We start from the raw sequence: 20,152 nt of genomic DNA on the forward strand, positions 1-20,152 counted from the left end.
GCATGCCCGCAATCCGCCAGTGATTTGGGGGGCCGCCGCGATGGGCCATCCTTGGCCCAGCGCGGCTAAACCGGCATCCCTGCCGGTTTACCCCCCAAATCCCTGTCAGATTCCGGCCATCGTGTTTGACGGGGCGATTTCAGATCAAGATCAAAAGCGCAGATCAAAAGACCGCTGACTTCGTCATCGAAAAGGATGTAAGGGCCGGAGCAACTGCAACAGCAACAGCAACAGCAACAGCAACAGCAACAGCAGAGCCATACTCTGTCAAAGGTGGGAGCTGGCTTGCCTGCGATGGCATCAACTCGGTGTGCCTGATGTACCCAGGTGTCTGCATCGCAGGCAAGCCAGCTCCCACAGAAAAGCAGTTCTTCAGTGTATTCAGATAGGCTTTTGCCTTGCACTTGATCTGGCTCTTGCTTCAACCACTCAGGTCGGCTTTCAGGCCGCCGTGCTGTAGATCTTGATCTTGATCTGAGACGCCCCGTTAACCACGATGGCCGAACGCAGGCTTGAATCCGTGGGTAACCCGGCAGGACGCCGGGTTAGCCGCGCTGGGCCAAGGATGGCCCATCGCGGCGGCCCACGGATTCAAGCCGGAGTGAGGGCACACCGAGCCTAAGCGAGGTGCCGAGTGGTGGGGCACAGACCTTTTGGTTACTTTTGGGGCGTTTGCCAAAAGTGACCCGCTGTAAGAGCGGAACCAATAGAAGCCGTTACCGCAGAAATGGATATGTACACCGACAAACCGCTATCGCAGGCAAGCCAGCTCCCACAGTTGACCGTGTGCAGCTTGCCTGATCATGGCCGCTTTGGCTGTGCTTTTGCTTCAACCACTCAGGAGATATATTCCCGCTACAGACACACAAACCTTCATTTTTCGCACGTTACCCCATCCAATAAGTCGTTTGCCCGCCCCCCTAACAACGACAAAACTGCATGTCACTCGCAAAACAACAACGTTGGGCAAACCACATGCAATTCGAGCGCAATTTCTATAACGGTCAGTTCGTCGAACCCGCCAGCGACGCCCTGATCGCGGTCTACAACCCTGCCAATGAATCCCTGGTCGGCCATGTCAGCGCCGCCACCGCCGGTGAGGCCATCGCCGCCGTCGACGCCGCCGCCCGCGCCCAGAAAACCTGGGGCACGCTCACCAGCATCGAACGCGCCGAGCACCTGCGTGCCTTCGCTGATGCCCTGGACAGCCACGCCGAAGCCATCGGTACGGCTTTGGCCAGCGAGTCCGGCAAGAGCGTCACTGACGCCAGCAACGAAGCCCGCTACGCCGCGCAAATTACCCGTTACCACGCCGAATGGGCGCGCCGCATCGAAGGCGAAATCATCCCCAGCGATACCTCGGACGAAAACCTGTTCCTGCACCGCGAGCCGATTGGTGTGGTGGCCTGTCTGATCCCGTTCAACTACCCGGTCTACACGCTGTTGCGCAAGATCGCCCCGGCGCTGATCGCGGGTAATACCGTGGTGGTGCGGCCCAGCAACAACACGCCACTGTCGGCGTTTGAAATTGCCAAGGCAGTGGTGACAGCCGGTATTCCAGCCGGTGTGATCAACATCCTGACCATGAACCACGCCACCGCCGCCAGCGTCTGCACGCACAAGGCCGTCGGCCTGATCACCCTCACCGGCAGCGTGAACGCCGGGCGTATCGTGCTGGATTACTGCAAGGCCAATATCGCCAAACCATCCCTGGAATTGGGCGGCAAGACCCCGGCAATCATCGAACCGGATGCCGACCTGGAAACAGCCGCCAGCGCTATCGTTGCGTCCAAGATCACCCACTGCGGTCAGCTGTGTACGGCGGTGGAACGCGTGTATGTGCACGAAAGTATTTATGAGCCATTCCTCGCTTTGCTGAAAGCCAAGATCAGCGCGGTGAAGTTCGGTGACCGTTCCACGGACGAAAGCCTGATGGGCCCGTTGGTCAACGCCAGCTCGCAAAAGAATATCCACGCCATGGTCGAGCGCGCCGTCGCTGCCGGTGCTGTACTGGAAACAGGTGGTGTGCTGCCAGCCGGGCCGGGCCATTTCTATCCGCCGACCTTGCTCAGCGGTTGCCGCCAGGACATGGAAATCATTCAGGAAGAAATCTTCGGCCCGGTGTTGCCGGTGCTCAAGTACCGCGACATCGACGAAGCGCTGGCCATGGCCAACGACCATCAGTTCGGCCTGTCATCGGTGCTCTACACCGAGAACTACCGCACGGCAATGAAAGTGGCGAATGCCATCGAAGCCGGAGAGTTGTACGTCAATCGCACGCCGGCAGACCCGTATCAGGGTTTCCACGCCGGCTGGAAACGCTCAGGGCTGGGCGGCGATGACGGTAAGCACGGGATGCTTGAGTTTACCCAGACCCGCCTGGTGGTCATGAAGTACTGATCCACGCGCACCTGTTGCACCTTTAATAAAAACAATTATCAGGGCGCCCGCGCAGCGGGTGCCTGAGGTCCACATGATGTCCAAGCCTGCACCCGTTGCCCAGGTTTCCGTTGCCGTGCCCGCGGCAAACGACACTGCCAGCCGTTATTTCCAATTGCTGTTGCTGGTACTCGCCGCCGGCGCGATCTACCCGATCCTCTACCTGCGCCAGGTCTACCAGACCACCATGCTCGACGTGTTCCAGATCAACCACAGTCAACTGGGCTACCTGTACTCCATGCTCGGCACGATCTTTTTGCTTAGCTACCTGCCCAGCGGATGGCTGGCCGACCGTTTGCCGCCACGCTTTTTGATCTTCTTCTCGCTGGTCGCCACCGGCGCACTGGGCCTGTGGTACGCCAGCGTGCCGTCAATGACCGGCCTGATGATCATTTTCGGTTGCTGGGGCCTGACCACTGGCCTGACGTTCTGGGCCTCGGTGCTCAAGCGCGTGAAGATGATTGCTCATCAGAGTGAGCAGGGGCGGTTCTTCGGCATTCTCGATGGCGGTCGCGGGCTGGTGGAAGCCTTGCTGGCGACCGTGGCCCTGGGCCTGTTTGCCTATGCCACCGAAACTCAAAGCCAGTCGGCGGCCCAAGGCTTCAAGCACGTGGTGTACCTGTACTCGTTTATCTGTATAGCCATTGGCTGCGGGCTGGTACTGCTCAAAGATCCCAAGTCTCTGGCCGAGACGCCAGCGGTAGAGAAGGGCAAGTTCAACCTGATCGCCGACCTGACCACCCTGGTGAAAATCCCCGAGCTGTGGCTGGTGACCGCCATTGTGTTCTGCGGTTATCACATGTTCTGGGCTACCTACAGCTTCTCCGACTACTTGCAAGGCAGCGGCATGACTGCGGTGATGGCCGGCACCATCACCACCATCAAACTGTGGATGCGCCCCATCGGCGGCATCGGCGGCGGCTGGCTGGGCGACAAGTTCTCGAACATCTCGGTGCTGATCGTCGCGCTGGTGCTGGTGACCCTGGCGATGGTCGGGCTGATCGTGTTCCCGGCGCTCAACAGCCTCGGCCTGCTGATCGGCACGGTGATCTTTATCGGCCTGATGACCTATGCGATTCGCGGTCTGTACTGGGCGATTCTCGACAGCTGCGACATTCCGCTGCGAATCACCGGCCTGGCCATCGGCATCGTCTCGGTGGTGGGTTACCTGCCCGACACCTTTATCCCGCTGATCAATGGCTACCTGACCGATACCTACCCAGGCAAGGCCGGTTACAACCTGTATTTCGGCTACATCGCCTTTATCGGCGTGCTCGGGACGCTTGCGGCCCTGACGCTGCGCGCTCGAATCAACCGTAAAAAATTCAACCAGACAGGTGCCTGAGATGAAAATCGTCGCCCTTGAAACCCATATCGTTGCCGTCCCACCACCGCATATCGGTGGCATGTATTGGCTGTTCGTCAAACTCAAGACCGACTGCGGCATTGAAGGTGTCGGTGAGATTTACGCCGCCACCTTTGGTCCCAAGGCCATGCTGCCGATCATCGAGGATGTGTTCGAGCGCTACCTGCTCAACCACGACCCGCACCACATCGAGCGGTTTTTCCGCCAGGCTTATTCGAGCGGTTTCACCCAGCGCCCGGACCTGACCATGATGGGCGTGGTCAGCGGCCTGGAAATGGCGTGCTGGGACATCATCGGCAAAGCCGCCAACAAGCCGGTCTATGAGCTGCTGGGTGGCAAGGTCAACGAGCGCCTGCGTTCCTACACCTACCTGTACCCGGTCAACAGCAAGGGCGAGTACGACTACGACGACCCGGACCTGGCCGCCGAGTGCGCCATCGAGAATATGAACAAAGGCTTCACTGCCGTGAAGTTCGACCCGGCCGGCCCGTACACCGCGTACTCCGGCCACCAGATTTCGCTGGAAGTGCTGGAGCGTTGCGAGACTTTCTGCCGCAAGATCCGCGAGGCGGTGGGCGACAAGTGCGACCTGTTGTTCGGCACCCATGGGCAGATGGTGCCGTCATCGGCGATCCGCCTGGCCAAGCGTCTGGAGAAATACGACCCGCTGTGGTTCGAAGAACCGGTGCCGCCTGGCCAGGAAGACGCGATGGCCCAGGTCGCGGCCAAGACCAGCATCCCGATTGCCACCGGCGAGCGCCTGACCACCAAGTACGAGTTTTTCAAACTGCTGCAGGCCGGCGGCGCGTCGATCCTGCAAATGAACGTGGCGCGTTGCGGCGGGCTGCTGGAGGCGAAGAAGATCGCCAGCATGGCAGAAGCCTATTACGCGCAAATCGCGCCGCACTTGTACAACGGGCCGATCGGCGCGGCGGCGAGTTTCCAGCTGGCCACGTGCACGCCGAACTTCCTGATCCAGGAAAGCATCATGACCTGGGGCGGTTTCCACGCCGAAGTGCTGACCAAGCCGCTGCAATGGGAGGACGGCTACATCATCCCGTCCACCGAACCGGGCCTGGGCGTGGAGCTGAACATGGACGTGGTGCGCAAACACACGCCGTACACCGGCGAGCGTTTGCACCTGCAGATGGCGCCGACGCCAGCTGACGTCAAAGACACTTCGCCCGCCAAGGGCTGATAAAAACGACTTACGCGGTAACCGTGAATGACATATGACTACATCATCGCCGGCGCGGGTGCTGCCGGCTGCGTTCTGGCCAACCGGCTTTCCGCTTCGGGCGAATACTCGGTGTTGCTGCTGGAAGCCGGTGGCAAAGACAGTTCCTGGTGGTTCAAGATCCCGGTCGGATTCGCCAAGATGTATTACAACCCGACCTTTAACTGGATGTACTACAGCCAGCCGCAAAAACACTTGGCTGGCCGGGAAATCTATGCGCCGCGCGGCAAGGTGCAGGGCGGTTCGGGTTCGATCAACGCCATGATCTACGTGCGCGGTCAGGCCCATGACTTCAATGACTGGGCGGCCAACGGTAACGACGGTTGGGGTTTCAAGGATGTACTGCCGTACTTCCGCAAACTGGAAAATCACCCGCTGGGCGACACCGAGTACCACGGCGGCAGCGGCCCCATCAGCATCACACCGATGAAGGGCCAGACCCACCCGATTTGTGACGTGTTCCTCAAGGGCTGCGAACAGCTCGGCTACGGCCTCAGTGATGACTTCAATGGCCCCCATTTCGAAGGCGCGGGCTTGTATGACGTCAACACCCGCAATGGCGAGCGCTGCTCAAGCAGCTTTGCGCATTTGCATCCGGCGCTCAGTCGCACGAACCTGACCGTGGAGTTGCATGCACTGGTTGATCGTGTGCTGTTTGATGACCAGCAACGCGCCAGCGGGATTCGCGTGTCCCAAAAGGGCGTGGTGCGCACCTTTAAGGCACGCAAGGAAGTGATCCTTTGCGCGGGTGCCGTCGACACGCCGAAGATCCTGCAACTGTCCGGCGTGGCCGATCAGCAACTGCTGGCTGAACACGGCATCCCACTGGTCAAGCACCTGCCGGCCGTAGGTGAAAACCTGCAGGACCACTTGTGCGCCAGCTACTACTACAAGGCCAATATTCCCACCCTCAATGACGAACTCAGCTCTTTGTTCGGCCAGCTGAAACTGGGCCTGAAATACCTGTTCACTCGCAAGGGCGCGTTGGCGATGAGCGTCAACCAGGCCGGTGGTTTCTTTCGCGGCAACGACCAGCAGGCGGACCCGAACCTGCAGTTGTACTTTAACCCGCTGTCGTACCAGATTCCGAAAAACAACAAGGCCAGCCTCAAGCCCGAGCCGTATTCCGGTTTCCTGCTGTGCTTCAACCCGTGCCGGCCGACCAGTCGTGGCACCATCCGCATCGCCTCGAACAACCCGCGGGATGCGGCGTTGATCGATCCGAACTATCTGAGTACGCAAAAGGACATTGACGAAGTCATCCAGGGCAGCCGCTTGATGCGCAAGATCATGCAGGCACCTGCGCTCAAAGGCATCACGGTGGCCGAGGTGTTGCCCGGCGCGGCCGTGCAGAGCGACGAGCAGATGCTGCAATACTTCCGCGAAAACAGCGGCTCGATCTACCACCTGTGCGGCTCCTGTGCGATGGGCTCGGACCCGCAGGTGTCGGTGGTGGACAAGCGCTTGAAGGTGCACGGGTTGCACGGCTTGCGCATTGTGGACGCGTCGATTTTCCCGAATGTGACCTCGGGTAACACCCATGCAGCGGTATTGATGGTGGCGGAGAAGGGCGCCGACCTCATACTTGAGGATGCCTGAATGTGGGAGCTGGCTTGCCTGCGATAGCGAAGGTCAGCTGGCCCATTTATTACTGGAAGACCGCCATCGCAGGCAAGCCAGCTCCCACAAGGTCTGTGGCAGCCGCGTCGAGCTTGATTTGAAATACAGCCAGAATTGTGGGAGTTGGCTTGCCTGCGATAGCGTCGGGTCAGTTGGCCCATTTGCTACTGGGAGACCGCCATCGCAGGCAAGCCAGCTCCCACAGTGTCTGTGGCAGCCTCGCAGAGTTTGAATTGAAATACAGCCAGCTCCTACAGGGTCTGTGACAGCCGCGTCGAGCTTGATTTGAAATACAGCCAGAATTGTGGGAGCTGGCTTGCCTGCGATAGCGTCGGGTCAGTTGGCCCATTTGCTACTGGGAGACCGCCATCGCAGGCAAGCCAGCTCCCACAGGGTCTGTGGCAGCCTCGCAGAGTTTGAATTGAAATACAGCCAGCTCCTACAGGGTCTGTGACAGCCGCGTCGAGCTTGATTTGAAATACAGCCAGCTCCCACAGGGGCTATAGCAGCCCTTGAAAGGTCGACTACCAGCCGCGCAAGCGTTCCCAGCGTTGCACTTCACCGTTGTGCAACACGGCGTTATAGTTGCCGAACTGCGCCCCCGTGGCGCAGGCATGATTGGGCAGAATACGCAGGCGCGTACCGAGCGGAAATTGCGTCACCACATCCACGCCGCCCGCTTCGAACCGCGCCACGCCATGTTCCTGGTTGGCGCTGCTCAACAGCAAGCCGTCGATCAACTCCCCGTGCTCATTGCACACCTGGCCATAACCAAAGTCGCGTTTTTGCGCTTGCGTGCCGCGATCCCGGCTCATGGCCATCCAGCCGGCATCGGTGATGATCCAGCCTTTTTCCGCTTGATGGCCGATCACTGTGGTCAGCACGCTCAAGGCCAGTTCCTCGGTGCGGCATACGCCGATGTTGTGCATCACCAGGTCAAAAAACGCATACACACCCGCGCGCAGTTCGGTCACGCCTTCAAGGCTTACGGCCGACAACGCGGTAGGCGTGGAGCCGACACTGACCTGATCGCAGGCCATCCCGGCGGTACGGATACGTTGCGCCGCTTCAACGCAGCGTGCGCGTTCCTGTTCGGCGATGGCCTGCAACGCTTCAGGCGTATCCAGGCCGTAGCTTTCCCCTGCGTGGGTCAATACGCCGACGAGGCTGTCACCGAGCAGTCGGGCGATGTCGAGCAATAACGCGTCCTGCGGCTTGACCCCGGAACGGTGGCCGTCGCAATCAATCTCGATCATCACGGCAAAGGTTTCACCCTGCTCGCCGCCGAAATCGACGATGGCCCGGGCGCCGGCGAGGCTGTCGGTGATCAGCGTCAGCGCGCAACCCCGGCGGCGCAGCGCCAGGGCCTGGGGCAGTTTGTGCGGGGCCATGGCGACGGCGTAGAGGATGTCCTGGATGCCCAGCTCAAAGAAATATTCGGCTTCCTTGAGCGTCGATACGGTGATGCCACGGGCACCGGCCGCTATCTGCGCGGCCACCACTTCGGCGCACTTGTGGGTTTTGACATGGGGGCGCAAATGCACACCCAGGCTGTCGGCACGCTGTTGCATGCGCTGGATGTTGCGCTGCATTTTCACGCTGTCTAGCAATGCTGCTGGGGTGTCCATGGTTAACGCTCCACAAGGGCGGACAGCGTCCAAATTGACGGCCTGTCCAGGACTGGATATGTTGTCTTGCATGAAAAAGACCTCTCCCGAAGAAACCACCCTGATCAGCCAGCTCGAACAGATTGCCGAAGGCTTGAGCAAAACCTTCAGCCCGTTCTGTGAGGTCGTGCTGCACGATTTGCGCGACCCGCAGCAGGCGATCCTGGCGATCCATAACAACCTCTCCGGGCGCTCGCCGGGCGACCCGACCACCGAGTTGGGCCTGGCGCGGATTGCCGACCCCGACTACCCGCAGATCATTGCCAACTACCGCAACCAATTCAGCGATGGGCGCCAGGTCAAAAGCACCTCGATCGGCATCAAGGACACCAGTGGCAAGTACGTCGCGGCCTTGTGCATGAACGTCGATCTCTCATTGTTTCGTGGCCTGCAGGGCATGCTTGAGCAATTTGGCTCGGTCACTGGCGACACCCTTATTGAATCCCTGGAGCCGTCCGGCGCCGATGTGATTCGCACCCGCATCGACCAGTTCGCCGCACGCCTGGCCACCACCCCGCGCGCGCTCAAGGCGGCGGATCGACGGCTGTTGCTGCAAGAGCTCAAGGACTCGGGCTGCATGGACATTCGCCGGGCCATGGAGACCGTGGCCGCGCACCTGGGCGTTTCACGGGCGGCGGTCTACACCTACGCCAAGTAGCGCGCCACAGCTTCAATCTCCACCAGATAACCGTGGTGCAACTCGGGCACCGGCACCACCGCGCGGGCAGGGCGGTGCTCGCCCAGCGCGGCGGCGTAAATACGGTCGAATTGCGGCCAATGCTGAACCCCGGCCACATACACCGTGACCTTCACCAGATCCTGGGGCGAGCCGCCGGCGGCTTTCAAGATGGCCAGCAGGTTAGCCAGCGCCAACTGGGCCTGTTCGGCAAACGATGCTTCAAGGTTGTGGCGCCCCTGCGGGCTCACCGGTAATTGCCCGGAGATATACAGCGTGTCGCCGTGGCTGACGGCCTGGGAGTAATGCCCGGCGGGCGCCGAGGCGGCCTCGGTGTGGATGATGTTCATGACGCCTCGCTGAGCAACGCGGCGTAGCGCGCGATGTCGACATTGCCACCAGTGACGATAATGCCCACGCGCTGGCCCTTGAACCGCTCGCCCAGCTGGCGCAACGCCGCCAGGCCCAGGCAGCCGGTGGGTTCGACCACCATTTTCATGCGTTGCATAAAGAACTTCATCGAGGCCACCAATTGCGCGTCGGAGACGGTGAGGATGTCGGTCACCTTGTCGCGGATGATCGGGAAGGTGTAGTTGCCCAGGTGTTGGGTTTGCGCACCGTCGGCGATGGTCGCCGGGGTGTCGATGTGCACGATGCTGCCGGTCTGGAATGAACGCTGGCCGTCATTGCCTGCTTCGGGCTCAACGCCAAACAGTTGGCAATCGGGTGCCAGCGCACGGGTCGACAACGCGGTGCCCGAGAGCATGCCGCCACCGCCCAGGCCGACGAACAGGGCGTCCAGAGGGCCGGTGAATTCCAACAGTTCCTTGGCGGCCGTGCCTTGGCCGGCGAGGATGTGTGGATGGTCATACGGTGGGATCAATGTCATGCCGTGCTCAACTGCCAGGGTGCGGCCTATCTGCTCACGGTCTTCGGTGAAGCGGTCATACAGCACCACGCTGGCGCCATATTCCCGGGTCGCGGCCACTTTGGCGGCCGGCGCGTCGGTGGGCATCACGATGGTCGCCGGCATGCCGAGCAATTGGGCGGCCAGCGCAATACCCTGGGCATGGTTGCCGGAAGAGAACGCCACCACCCCGGCCTTGCGCTGGTGTGCGTCAAACTGCGACAGGGCATTAAACGCACCGCGAAACTTGAACGAGCCAGCGCGTTGCAGGTTTTCACACTTGATGAATACCTGGGCACCGGTTTCAGCGTCGAGGGTGCGTGAGGTAAACACCGGCGTTTGATGGGCAAAGCCTTGCAGGCGTTGGGCGGCGGCGACGACATCTGAATAGTCAGGCAATTGCATGGGCGTACCTCGTGGGCGGAGTTGGATAAAATATCCATATCAAGACAAATAGTAAAGACCGGCTTGTCACCCAGTGCATAAACGCAATGTTGAAAAGAGCGTGGTGATCAGCAGCGATATTAAATAGAATGAATCTCATTTGAGACTCACTCGCGCTGCGCAGGTTGCTTTTCATGACTGATGCTGTTGCCCCGACCCACACTGGCGAAATGACCCTGTCGCGTTTGTACCGCGACCATCGCAGCTGGCTCGAAAGCTGGTTGCGGCGGCGCCTGGGCAATGCCTGGGATGCGGCGGACCTGAGCCAGGACACCTTTGTGCGGGTGCTGGCCAGTGCCCAGCCGATTGCGCAGATGCAGGAGCCACGGGCGTATCTGGTGACGGTCGGCAAGCGTTTGCTGGCCAACTTTCATCAGCGCCGCAGCCTTGAGCAAGCCTATCTGAAGGCGCTGGCGAATTTGCCCGAAACCTGCGTGCCGTCGCCCGAGCAACGCTGGCTGGTGCTGGAGACCTTGCACGCTCTGGATGAGTTGCTCGACGGTTTGCCGCGGGTGGTGCGGCGCGCGTTTCTGTGGAGCCAGTTGGAAGGCCTGGGTTATCGCGAAATTGCCGAGCGGCTCGACGTCTCTGAGCGCACGGTCAAGCGCTACATGGCCCAGGCCTATGAACATTGCCTGTTGGTGGCCCTATGAGTCACGAGGTTGCGCGTGCTGCGGCGCAGTGGTTGGCGTTGTTGGAGTCCGAAGCGGCCACCGAGCGTGACCACGCCAATTTGCAGGCTTGGCGCGACAGCCACCCTCAGCACGAACAGACCTGGCAGAAAGCCCAATCGCTGCGCCAGCGCTTGCGTGACTTGCCCCAGGCCGTGGCGATGGCCAGCCTCGACCGCCCGCAACCGGGGCGACGTGCGTTGCTCAAGCGGGCCTTGGGCGTAGCGGCGCTGGTGCCGACCGCCTGGCTGATCAGCCGTCAGTTGCCCATCGAGGCATGGCGGGCTGATTTGCACACCGCCACCGGCGAGCGCAAACGCCTGCCGTTGGCCGATGGCAGCAGCTTGCAACTCAACACGGCGACGGCGGTGGATGTTGACCTGGCACAGCGGCGCATCACGCTGGTGGACGGCGAGTTGGCGCTGACGGTGCCGGTCGCGGCAGCGATCAGTGTGCACACGCGCTACGGCCAGGTAGAGGTGAGCCAGGCTGAAGTGTGCGTACGGCAATTGGCGTCCGGCTGCCGCGTGTCGGTGTTCAAGGGCGCGGTGCAGGTGCGTGATCTGGCCGGGCAATTGACGACGTTGGACAGCGGTCAGCAAGCCTCGTTAAAGCCTCGCGGGCTAAGTGCCAGGGCGGCGTTTGATGTGCAGCAACTGGGCTGGCGTGACGGTGTATTGACCGCACAGAACCAACCCTTTGGGGATTTCCTGCGTGAGCTGGAACGTTACCGCCCTGGCGTGTTGCGCTGGGACCCGAGCCTGGAAACGCTGCGGGTCACCGGCAGCTTTCGCCTGGATGACACCGACCGCATCCTCACACTGCTGGCCCAGACCCTGGGGTTTGAGGTGCGAGCGCGCACGCGGTATTGGGTGACACTCAGCCGAACCCTGGCTTGACGCTTCACGCTGGCCATCAGGCTCCTAGTGGCAGAGGCTCGCCACAACAGGTGGGCTTGGCATAACAGTCCTGCTTGCCACAGGAAGTTAATCCATTTCCAGGGACCTAAATCACATGCGCGCGCTGCAATTCGGTCAAAGACTGTGCCTTGAGCTGCGCCAGCGCCGGGTCACGCCGGTCCCTTGGGTGTGGCAGGTCGACTGCCAGTTCCCGGCGAATACTGCTCGGCCGGTTGTCCATCACCAGCACCCGGTCACTCAAGTACAGCGCCTCGTCGACATCGTGGGTCACCAGCAGCAAGGCAATCCCATGGTGCTCGGCCAGTTGCAGCAGCAAGTCCTGCAGTTTCATGCGGGTAAAGGCATCCACTGCGCTGAACGGCTCATCGAGCAATAACACCTGCGGGCGTGAATACAGCCCGCGTGCAATGGCCACGCGTTGCGCCATTCCGCCGGACAAGGCTTTGGGCAGCGCCTGGGCGAAGCCGGTGAGGCCGACTTCTGCGATCAACTGGGTAACCCAGGCCTTGTCATAGTGGTTGTCATCGCGCAAACCGATGTTCTGTTCCACCGTCAGCCAGGGCATCAGCCGTGGTTCCTGGAACACAAAGGCAACTTCGCCTTCGGGGCTGCGCAGTTCGCCCTGGAAGTCGGTCTCCAGGCCGGCGACGATGCGCAACAACGTGCTTTTGCCACAACCGCTGGGCCCGAGCAGGCTGACGGTTTCGCGCGGTTGCAGCGCCAACTGCACGTTGTTCAGCACCGTAATGCCGGCAAAGCTTTTGCGCGCCACGCGAAGCTCCAATAACGCTTGCATACTCATTGCTCCGCGCCTTCGCCTGTGAAGGTGTCGCGCCAGGCCAGGCAGCGTTTCTCCAAGGCTGCGAGCAGGCCATCGCTGAGCTTGCCCAGCAGTGCCAACACGGTAATGGCGGCCAGCACGATGTCTGGCCGTGAGGTTTCCCGACCATCGCTGAGCAAGTAACCGAGACCCTTGGTGGCCGCGATCAGTTCGGCCGCCACCAAGAACATCCACGCCAGGCTCAAGCCGCTGCGCAGCCCCGTGAACAGGCCGGGCAGGGCGGCGGGCAGCAGAATCCGGCGCACCAGGCGTGCTCGGCTGAAACCGTACATTTGCCCGACTTCCACCAGCTTGCGGTCAATATTGCGAATCGCCGCGACACCGCTGAGGTACACCGGAAAGAACGCGCCAATCGCGATCAGCACGACCTTGGAGGTTTCATCGATACCCAGCCACAGCAGCAACAGCGGCACCCAGGCCAGGCTCGGAATCGAGCGCAGCCCGGCGAAGGTCGGTTCCAGATACGCTTCGGCTTCACGGCTCAACCCCACCCAGGCGGAAAACACCAGGGCCAGGCTGGCACCGATGGCAAACCCCGCCAGTACCCGCAGCAGGCTGGCGCTGATGTGTTTCCACAACGCGCCTTCGGCCAGGTCGGTGAGGGTCACTGCGATGTCGCTGGGGGCCGGCATCTGGTAGGACGGCAGCCAGCCGATGCGTACCACGCCCTCCAGTACCAGCAGGATCAGTACCGGCAGCACCAGGCCCTTGAGCCGTTTTGGCCAGGCGCTTCGGTTGATCACCACGGGTGCCGGTAGCGGCAGTGATTGGCTTTTATCGGTCATCACGCCTCCCTTAAGGCTTGGGCAGGGTTTGGCCAAACGAAGTGTCGATCAACTGATCGATCACGGGGTCGACATCCACGCCACGACGGACTAATTCCTCGGACACCAGGATCGGCGCGGCGGCCTTGGATGACGCCACGTCCCTGGCGCTCAGCAGCGGGTTGCTCAAGTCGGTGCGCGACAATTGCAGCTTGGCCACTTCCAGCGGCAAGCCGGCTTCGTCTGCGAGCAATTTAGCGAATTCATCCGGGTGCTTCACGGCCCAATCACGCGCCTTCTCATAGGCCCCGAGGACCTTGGTGATGGTCTGCGGGTGCTGTTTGGCGTATTGCTCGGTGACGCTGATTACGCCGTAGCTGTTGAAGTCTTTATTGCGATACAGCAAGCGCGAACCGGCCTGGATTTCACTCGCAGCCATGTGTGGATCAAGGCCGGCCCAGGCGTCTACGTCGCCTTTCTCCAAGGCGGTGCGGCCGTCGGGATGTTGCAAATGCACCAGCTCCACATCATCCTTTTTCAGCCCCGCCAGTTGCAGGCTGCGCAGGGTGAACAGGTACGGGTCGGTGCCTTTGGTGGCGGCGATTTTTTTGCCTTTGAGGTCTGTGACGGTGTTGAGCGGCGAGTCTTTGCGCACCACCAGTGCGGTCCATTCAGCACGACTGTAGACGTACACCGATTTGATCGGGCTGCCATTGGCGCGGCTCAACACCGCCGACAAGCTGGCAGACGAGGCAAAGTCGATGCCGCCACTGTTGAGGTATTCCAGCGAGCGGTTGCTGCCTTGGCTCAGCACCCAGCCGACCTTGGTGTGGGGAAGCGCCTGTTCGAGCCAGCCAAAATGCTTGAGCACCAGGCTCACGGGCGAATAGTAGGCGTAATCGAGGTTGACCTGGGCGGGGTCGGTTTCGGCGGCAAAGGCCTGGGGTTGCAGGCACAGGGCGAGGGCGCAGGCACTCAATAAAGCAAAGGGTTTCATGGAACAGCTCCAGACAAGGCGTTGAGAGAAGGCTTTTCTTATATTCAGAAAATTGAAATGGCATGTTCCATCATGCTTTAAAGGAATATGCAGTCTCTGTGCCACCTTGTGCGCAGCGTCTTTACGCGGGTTTCTATGGATGCGGCTGTAGCGGGAGAGGGCAAAGTGTTGAATGGCTGTTGGCAGGCGAACACCTCATATATACCTTTATCGTATAAATAAAGACTTATATATTCCTTTTAATGTTGGTGCCGATAACGCATTTTGAGGGCCTGCGCATTCGTGCGGATTGACCCAACAGCCAAAAGGAAAGCCGACATGACCATTAAAGCGATCAACGTGCGCAACCAGTTCAAGGGCGTGATCAAGGAAATTCTGCTGGGGGAAGTGGTGTCCGAAATTGATGTGCAAACCGCGTCCGGCATCGTCACATCAGTGATCACCACCCGCTCGGTGCGTGACCTGGAATTGAAAGTGGGCAGTGAAGTGATTGCCTTTGTGAAGTCGACTGAAGTGTCGATTGCCAAGCTGTAAATGTGTTCGCAAGTGTGAGAGCTGGGGTGCCTGTGATGGGGGGCTTTTGGCGGGGTACATATCCGTTGTTGCGGTAACGGCTGCCTATGGTTCAGCTCTTACAGCGGGTCACTTTTGCAAGGACCGGAATGCCGGCCCAGTCAAAAGTAACCAAAAAGTCTTCGCCCCAACACTCGGTGCCTCGCTATGGCTCGGCATGCCCGCAATCCGCCAGTGATTTGGGGGGGGCGATTTCAGATCAAGATCAAAAGCACAGATCAAAAGACCGCTGACTTCGTCATCGAAAAGGATGTAAGGGCCACTGCAACAGCAAAGCCATACTCGGACTAATGTGGGAGCTGGCTTGTCGAATCGTCGCACCGCTGCGATGCCATCAACTCTGTGTACCTGACACACCGAGGTGTCTGCATCGCAGGCAAGCCAGCTCCCACATTAACCAGCTCCCACATCGATGTGTGGGAGCCTGCCCAATGCATCAGTTGATGTGCGGCCCACCACCGCCCGGCGGGTGCGGCTGCGGTTTGTCCGGTGGCGCATCGCTGGGCAGGTTCTTTGGCGGTGTGTTTGGGTCTTCGTAGTGCTTGTGCAAATCCCCATCCAGCCGATTGCTCGAGGAGCCGCCTTTGCTCGGCGTCTCCTCAAAGTGCTGCCATTCCGATTGCTGGAAGCGAAAGATGCTGTCATCGGTCGGCGTGTCGCGGCCGTGATAGTGGTGGATTTCGTAGTGGGCGTACTCGACTTTTTCCGCCCAGTCGTTTTGCAATAGACCGTCGTTGGCCAAGCCGCGATACCAATCGTTTTCCGCGTTGGTGGCCTTCTGCTTTTTGTTGTGGTCGACAAAGTAGCCGATGATCCCGCCCACCACCGCCAGCACCACGCCGACCAGAAACAGCGGCCCGGTCAATGCCGCTGCGGTGCCTGCGCCAAACAGTGCCGCCGCCCCGAGGACCCCGGCCGAGGCACCGAACGCGCCCCCGGCTACTTGCAGGCCACCGGCGGCCTGAGCCAGCGGGTCTTTGCTGTCGACGCCGCTCTTGATCGCCAAGGCGCCGAGCACGATATCGGCAAACCCTCCGACGATGTCCGTGGCCGGGCCGAGCACCTTGATCACGGAACCGGCGATTTTCGCAGACTTGGACGCGCCCAACTTGGCCGCACCGGCGGCAGCCAGGCCGTCGTCCAGGTGCGTGGCCAGGCCATCGGTGGCTTGCTTGACCGCCGTATCGCCTTCGCCAAACAACTTGCCGATGCCGTCGTACTGACTGTCAGGCACCGCATCCAGCGCCGCGGAGATTTCCTTGCTGACCTTGGCGTCGATCTCGCCGCCGGGGCCAAAATCCAGCATTTTGCCGGTCACGCCTTCCTTGCCCCAGATTTCCGGCAAGGTTTTGTCCAGGCCCAGGAAGTCCACCAGGCCGCCCTTGCCCAGGGTCTCGCCGATCTTGTCACCCAGGCGCACGAAGTGGCTGGAGCCACCGGCAAAACTCAGGAAGTCCTTGGCGATGCTCATGCGCTGCGCCGGGGTTTCGCCGAGTTTGCCGCCTTTGCCCACCAGTTGGTAAATCGCCGAAAACAGCGTCACACCCGCGCCAAGGGAGCCCAGGATGCCTTTGCTGTTAAGGGTGTTGAACACCTCACCGAGCATGCCGCGATCCGCTACCGCAATATAGGGTTTGCTCAGGGCCTTTTTGACGTCGGCTTCGCTGATGGTGCCGCTGTTCTTGTAGACCTCGCCGAGTTCTTCCAGGGCCTTGGTGACACCGGCCGATTTCTCCTTGCCTTGCAGCCCCTCGTTGAGGAACTTCTCCAGGGTTTCCTGGGTGCGGCGCGGCAGGTCGAGCAGGTTGCCCTTGAGCACGCCCTTGAGCAGGCCGAACAAGTCTTTGGTCGCCAGCTCCTTGTTGTCGTCGGAGATTTTGCTCGGGTCCGAGAGGATCGCATTAAGGTCGGTGGTCAAGCCGTCGGCCTGGATATTTTGCGCGGCCTTGCTGGCGGCTTCGGGGTCGAACAGCGACAGCGAGGTGAGGGTGTCACTCAAGTCCTTTTGTGCGTCGCTGGCCTTGCCCTGGTTTTGCAGGTCTTTGAGGTACAGCACGTAGTCGGGGTTGGCGGTGAGATCGAGCAGCTTCTGCTTGACCTCATCCTTGTTGGGCAACTTGTTGAGCGCGTCGTCCATTTTCGACTTGTAGTCAGCCTGGATGGTCGGGTCGTTGAACAGCTCGCCGATCTGCTTTTGCACGGCCTTGCCGTCGATGATGTCGTGCATGTCGGCCGCGCTCAGCTCGGTTTGCTTGTCATCCGACTCGCGCCAGGTGGTGTTGAACGGGCGTTTGGCTTCTTCATAGCCGGTGATGCCATGGCCATTCTGGTACGCGGCCTGGGCTTCCAGGGCGCGCACCAGCTTGGCCCGTGGGTCATCCTTGGGAATCGAGCCGTCCTTGACGCCAGCGCGGTAGGTGTCGATCAGTTGGGTGGTGGCCAACTCACTGACGCTCATGGTCGGCGACTTGTCGTCCTTGGGGTCCGAATGCACGCCGGTGTCCATGTTCAACACATCCAGGTCATCAGCCTTGGGCAGGTTGTGCTTGGTGCGGGTGTCGTCGATGGAACTGGCGCTGAAGGCTTCCCATTTGGCCAGCACGTCATCATAGAGCTGTGGGCTCAGTTCCTTGGAGACGATGACCTTGCCTTCGCTGGTTTCATAGCGGATCAGGCCGTCGCCCAGTTCATCGGGAGAGCCGAAGGTGATGTCGGTGTTTTTCAGGAAGTCATTCGGCCCGGCCAGCTTATAGCCGGCGTCTTCACTGGTGTGGATCTTGGCCCAGGTGTCGTTGGCCGTGGCCACGCTTTTGAACAGCTCGGGGCTGACGTCGGCAGACACCACCACCTTGGTGCCGTCCTGCAATTCGTAGGTGAGGACGCTGTCTTTCTGGTCGTTGTTCCAGCTGAAGTTCTTGTAGTCGTTGAGCCCGGGCACGGGCGTGTTGGCGTCGGCCAGTGCTGCACCGTTGTTCAGTTCGCCTTCAATCACGGCTTTTTTGCCGGGGTCGGAGTACACCGTATTAAGGCCCGCCAGGTAGTCGAACAACTTGGGGTTGTCTTCACGGGCGACGACGACTTTTTCGCCGTTGCTTTCGTAGCGGATCAGCCCGGGACCCACTTCGTCAACCGGGCCTACCGCAGTGCCGCCGTAGGGTGGCCATACTTCGTTGTCGGTGGCGCGACGGTAACCGGCATCTTCACTGCTGGAGAGGCCGGAGAAACTTTCATAAGCTTCCTTGGCCTTTTGGAAAGCCTCGGGGTTGTCACGCTGGCTGATCACGAACTTGCTGCCGTCCTGGGTCTCGTAGCGGATCACGCCAGGGCCGGTTTCATCGGGCGGGCCGAGGGCTTTGTAATCGGCCAATGCACCCGGCGCAGTGCCTTCGGCGCCCAGGCTCTGATAACCGGCGTTCTGGCTGGCGACCACGCCAGAGAGCGACTTGAAGTCCTGGCTGACCTGCTTGAACAGCTCCGGGCTGTCGTGCTCGCTGACGATGATCTTCTTGCCGTCCTGGGTTTCATAACGAATCAGCCCAGGACCCACTTCATCGGGCGGGCCGATGGCCTTGTAGTCGGCCAGGGCAGCAGGCGGCGTGGCGTCTTTGGCCGCGAGTTCATAACCGTCTTTTTTGCTCGCATCGAGCCCCGATGGCGACTTGTCATGGGGTTCGACTTTTTTATGGGCGCTGTTCTTGAGCAGCACAGCAAATGCTTCGCCCGATGTTGATAGAGTGCGCGGAAGGCTTTTGGGCTCGGACGAGCGATCAAGCGGCTGGGTCGACATGCCATGGAACTCCTGCTGTTGCCGGTGGGACGGGTCGGCAAAAACAGTAACAGCAGGGGTTCGGCACTCGTTGCGAAACGTTGTGAAATGCGTTTTAGCGGTGACGCAGTGCACGTTCCATGCGCTGCAAACCCTCTTCGAGCATCGATCGTGGGCAACCGAAGTTCAGGCGCACGAATTGCTGGCTGTCATCGCCGAATTCGATGCCTGCGCTCAGGCCGACCCTGGCCTGCTCCAGGAAGAACTGCTGCGGGTCGGCAAGGCCCAGGGCGCTGCAATCCAGCCAGGCCAGGTAGGTGCCTTGTGGCGCGTGCATCACCACGCCGGGCAAACGGGTTTGCACGGCGTGCAGCAGGTAGTCGCGGTTGGCTTGCAGGTACTGCACCAGCGCATCCAGCCATTCGCTGCACTGGCTGTAGGCGGCGCGGGTGGCTTCCAGGCCCAACGGGCTGACGCTGTCGACCATGCCGCAGCGGGCATTGTTGAAGCGCTCGCGCACCTCGGCATTTTGCACCACGGCAAAGCAAGTCTTCAGGCCGGCGACGTTATAGGCCTTGCTCGCCGACATCAGGGTGATGGTGCGTTGGGCGATCTCGGGGCTGAGGCTGGCGGTGGGAATATGGCGACGGCCGTCAAAGCACAGCTCGGCGTGGATTTCGTCACTGATGATCAGTGCACCGTTCTCCACGCAGGCGTTGGCCACGGCCAACAGTTCTTCACGCGCAAAGACCTTGCCCACTGGGTTGTGCGGGTTGCTCAGCAGCAGCGCACCGGCACCCTTCAGCGCCTGGCGCATGGCGGGCATGGGCGTCATGTACTCGCCGTTGATCAACTCGAACGGCACTTCGATACGCGGCAGGTTCCAGTGGCCCGGTGCCAGGCGAATCGGCCGGTAGTTGGGGGTTTGCAGCACCACGGGCTGGCCCGGCTGTACGAACGCATGCAGGGCCATATTGAAACCAGGCTCGACACCGGGCAGGAACAGCAACTCTTCAGGCTGTACGCGCCAGGCGTACTTGGCCCACAGGTCCGCGATGATGGCTTCGCGCACATCCGCGCCAGCCACGCTGTAGCCGAGCACCTGCTGGTCGAGGCGTGCGTGCAGGGCTTGCAGGACGGCGGGTGGCGCGGCGATATCCATGTCGGCGATCCACATCGGCAGAACGTCTTGCGGGTAACGGTTCCACTTGGTGCTGCCGGTGCCTTGGCGGGGGTGGATCGTGTCGAAATCAAAGCTCATGGG

16 protein-coding genes are annotated in these 20,152 nt (G+C 60.7%); 8 read left to right on the plus strand and 8 right to left on the minus strand.

All coding sequences use genetic code 11. The features are described 5' to 3' along the window. Nucleotides 1-975 precede the first annotated feature (975 nt). From aldA to HBO41_RS08900, 4 genes are all read left to right on the plus strand, one after another. Nucleotides 976-2,400: an aldehyde dehydrogenase gene (gene aldA / locus HBO41_RS08885; protein ID WP_169986414.1), complete on the plus strand. Its 1,425-nt coding sequence runs from the start codon at nt 976-978 to the stop codon at nt 2,398-2,400. 76 nt (nt 2,401-2,476) lie between these two features. After that, nucleotides 2,477-3,784, plus strand: a complete 1,308-nt coding sequence (locus HBO41_RS08890; RefSeq protein ID WP_056860322.1) for a nitrate/nitrite transporter — start codon at nt 2,477-2,479, stop codon at nt 3,782-3,784. Nucleotide 3,785: 1 nt separating this feature from the next. Further along, on the plus strand, nt 3,786-5,003 hold the full coding sequence (locus HBO41_RS08895; protein ID WP_017135452.1) for a mandelate racemase/muconate lactonizing enzyme family protein: 1,218 nt from the start codon (nt 3,786-3,788) through the stop codon (nt 5,001-5,003). A gap of 27 nt (nt 5,004-5,030) precedes the next feature. Beyond that, nucleotides 5,031-6,641, plus strand: a complete 1,611-nt coding sequence (locus HBO41_RS08900; protein WP_099549894.1) for a GMC family oxidoreductase — start codon at nt 5,031-5,033, stop codon at nt 6,639-6,641. Between the two features lie 545 nt (nt 6,642-7,186). Here HBO41_RS08900 and HBO41_RS08905 read toward each other — a convergent pair. Further along, a complete protein-coding gene (locus HBO41_RS08905) occupies nt 7,187-8,290 on the minus strand; it encodes a DSD1 family PLP-dependent enzyme (protein ID WP_099549893.1) in 1,104 nt (367 codons plus the stop codon). 70 nt (nt 8,291-8,360) lie between these two features. Here HBO41_RS08905 and HBO41_RS08910 point away from each other — a divergent pair, with 70 nt between their 5' ends. Next, the gene (locus tag HBO41_RS08910; protein WP_017135455.1) at nt 8,361-8,987 is read left to right on the plus strand and encodes a transcriptional regulator; all 627 of its coding nucleotides are present in this window, start codon (nt 8,361-8,363) and stop codon (nt 8,985-8,987) included. Here HBO41_RS08910 and HBO41_RS08915 read toward each other — a convergent pair. Further along, the gene (locus HBO41_RS08915) at nt 8,975-9,355 is read right to left on the minus strand and encodes a RidA family protein (protein WP_017135456.1); all 381 of its coding nucleotides are present in this window, start codon (nt 9,353-9,355) and stop codon (nt 8,975-8,977) included. The two genes, HBO41_RS08910 and HBO41_RS08915, sit on opposite strands and share 13 nt — an antisense overlap. Next, nucleotides 9,352-10,317 (minus strand): threo-3-hydroxy-L-aspartate ammonia-lyase, encoded by a 966-nt coding sequence (locus HBO41_RS08920; protein WP_017135457.1) that lies wholly within the window; start codon nt 10,315-10,317, stop codon nt 9,352-9,354. Before HBO41_RS08920 ends, HBO41_RS08915 begins: the two co-directional genes overlap by 4 nt. 173 nt (nt 10,318-10,490) lie before the next feature. On the opposite strand from HBO41_RS08920, the gene HBO41_RS08925 reads away from it, so the two are divergent. Further along, entirely contained in the window at nt 10,491-11,009 is a 519-nt protein-coding gene (locus HBO41_RS08925) for a sigma-70 family RNA polymerase sigma factor (protein ID WP_138453395.1), read from the plus strand. Next, the gene (locus tag HBO41_RS08930) at nt 11,006-11,926 is read left to right on the plus strand and encodes a FecR domain-containing protein (RefSeq protein WP_169985871.1); all 921 of its coding nucleotides are present in this window, start codon (nt 11,006-11,008) and stop codon (nt 11,924-11,926) included. The genes HBO41_RS08925 and HBO41_RS08930 overlap by 4 nt, the downstream gene beginning before the upstream one ends. Nucleotides 11,927-12,032: 106 nt before the next feature. Here the strand turns inward: HBO41_RS08930 and HBO41_RS08935 are convergent, their stop codons facing one another. Genes HBO41_RS08935 through HBO41_RS08945 form a run of 3 tightly spaced genes read right to left on the minus strand, consistent with a single transcriptional unit; the run spans nt 12,033 to nt 14,549 of the window. Beyond that, nucleotides 12,033-12,749: an ABC transporter ATP-binding protein gene (locus HBO41_RS08935; RefSeq protein WP_169985873.1), complete on the minus strand. Its 717-nt coding sequence runs from the start codon at nt 12,747-12,749 to the stop codon at nt 12,033-12,035. Continuing rightward, on the minus strand, nt 12,746-13,573 hold the full coding sequence (locus HBO41_RS08940; protein ID WP_169985875.1) for an ABC transporter permease: 828 nt from the start codon (nt 13,571-13,573) through the stop codon (nt 12,746-12,748). Before HBO41_RS08940 ends, HBO41_RS08935 begins: the two co-directional genes overlap by 4 nt. 10 nt (nt 13,574-13,583) lie before the next feature. Continuing rightward, the gene (locus HBO41_RS08945) at nt 13,584-14,549 is read right to left on the minus strand and encodes an aliphatic sulfonate ABC transporter substrate-binding protein (protein ID WP_169985877.1); all 966 of its coding nucleotides are present in this window, start codon (nt 14,547-14,549) and stop codon (nt 13,584-13,586) included. Nucleotides 14,550-14,867: 318 nt separating this feature from the next. Between HBO41_RS08945 and HBO41_RS08950 the strand changes: the two genes are divergently transcribed. After that, the gene (locus tag HBO41_RS08950; protein ID WP_003173733.1) at nt 14,868-15,083 is read left to right on the plus strand and encodes a molybdopterin-binding protein; all 216 of its coding nucleotides are present in this window, start codon (nt 14,868-14,870) and stop codon (nt 15,081-15,083) included. A gap of 475 nt (nt 15,084-15,558) precedes the next feature. Here HBO41_RS08950 and HBO41_RS08955 read toward each other — a convergent pair whose 3' ends face one another. Both HBO41_RS08955 and HBO41_RS08960 read right to left on the minus strand, forming a co-directional pair. Further along, nucleotides 15,559-18,909 carry a hypothetical protein gene (locus HBO41_RS08955; RefSeq protein WP_169985879.1) on the minus strand — a complete coding sequence of 1,117 codons (3,351 nt, stop codon included), beginning with the start codon at nt 18,907-18,909 and terminating at the stop codon, nt 15,559-15,561. A gap of 94 nt (nt 18,910-19,003) precedes the next feature. After that, on the minus strand, nt 19,004-20,149 hold the full coding sequence (locus HBO41_RS08960) for a MalY/PatB family protein (protein ID WP_169985881.1): 1,146 nt from the start codon (nt 20,147-20,149) through the stop codon (nt 19,004-19,006). Nucleotides 20,150-20,152: the final 3 nt, after the last annotated feature.

Source organism: Pseudomonas sp. WS 5146 (assembly GCF_012985495.1).
Classification (GTDB): Bacteria; Pseudomonadota; Gammaproteobacteria; order Pseudomonadales; family Pseudomonadaceae; genus Aquipseudomonas; species Aquipseudomonas edaphica.

Excerpts from the sequence above, each read along its gene's own strand:
- HBO41_RS08920 (WP_017135457.1), bottom strand. The coding sequence starts at position 10,317 with ATGCAATTGCCTGACTATTCAGATGTCGTCGCCGCCGCCCAACGCCTG.
- HBO41_RS08955 (WP_169985879.1), bottom strand. The coding sequence starts at position 18,909 with ATGTCGACCCAGCCGCTTGATCGCTCGTCCGAGCCCAAAAGCCTTCCG.
- HBO41_RS08950 (WP_003173733.1), top strand. The coding sequence starts at position 14,868 with ATGACCATTAAAGCGATCAACGTGCGCAACCAGTTCAAGGGCGTGATC.
- aldA (WP_169986414.1), top strand. The coding sequence starts at position 976 with ATGCAATTCGAGCGCAATTTCTATAACGGTCAGTTCGTCGAACCCGCC.
- HBO41_RS08960 (WP_169985881.1), bottom strand. The coding sequence starts at position 20,149 with ATGAGCTTTGATTTCGACACGATCCACCCCCGCCAAGGCACCGGCAGC.
- HBO41_RS08945 (WP_169985877.1), bottom strand. The coding sequence starts at position 14,549 with ATGAAACCCTTTGCTTTATTGAGTGCCTGCGCCCTCGCCCTGTGCCTG.
- HBO41_RS08925 (WP_138453395.1), top strand. The coding sequence starts at position 10,491 with ATGACTGATGCTGTTGCCCCGACCCACACTGGCGAAATGACCCTGTCG.
- HBO41_RS08940 (WP_169985875.1), bottom strand. The coding sequence starts at position 13,573 with ATGACCGATAAAAGCCAATCACTGCCGCTACCGGCACCCGTGGTGATC.
- HBO41_RS08905 (WP_099549893.1), bottom strand. The coding sequence starts at position 8,290 with ATGGACACCCCAGCAGCATTGCTAGACAGCGTGAAAATGCAGCGCAAC.
- HBO41_RS08890 (WP_056860322.1), top strand. The coding sequence starts at position 2,477 with ATGTCCAAGCCTGCACCCGTTGCCCAGGTTTCCGTTGCCGTGCCCGCG.
- HBO41_RS08910 (WP_017135455.1), top strand. The coding sequence starts at position 8,361 with ATGAAAAAGACCTCTCCCGAAGAAACCACCCTGATCAGCCAGCTCGAA.
- HBO41_RS08915 (WP_017135456.1), bottom strand. The coding sequence starts at position 9,355 with ATGAACATCATCCACACCGAGGCCGCCTCGGCGCCCGCCGGGCATTAC.
- HBO41_RS08935 (WP_169985873.1), bottom strand. The coding sequence starts at position 12,749 with ATGAGTATGCAAGCGTTATTGGAGCTTCGCGTGGCGCGCAAAAGCTTT.
- HBO41_RS08930 (WP_169985871.1), top strand. The coding sequence starts at position 11,006 with ATGAGTCACGAGGTTGCGCGTGCTGCGGCGCAGTGGTTGGCGTTGTTG.
- HBO41_RS08900 (WP_099549894.1), top strand. The coding sequence starts at position 5,031 with ATGACATATGACTACATCATCGCCGGCGCGGGTGCTGCCGGCTGCGTT.
- HBO41_RS08895 (WP_017135452.1), top strand. The coding sequence starts at position 3,786 with ATGAAAATCGTCGCCCTTGAAACCCATATCGTTGCCGTCCCACCACCG.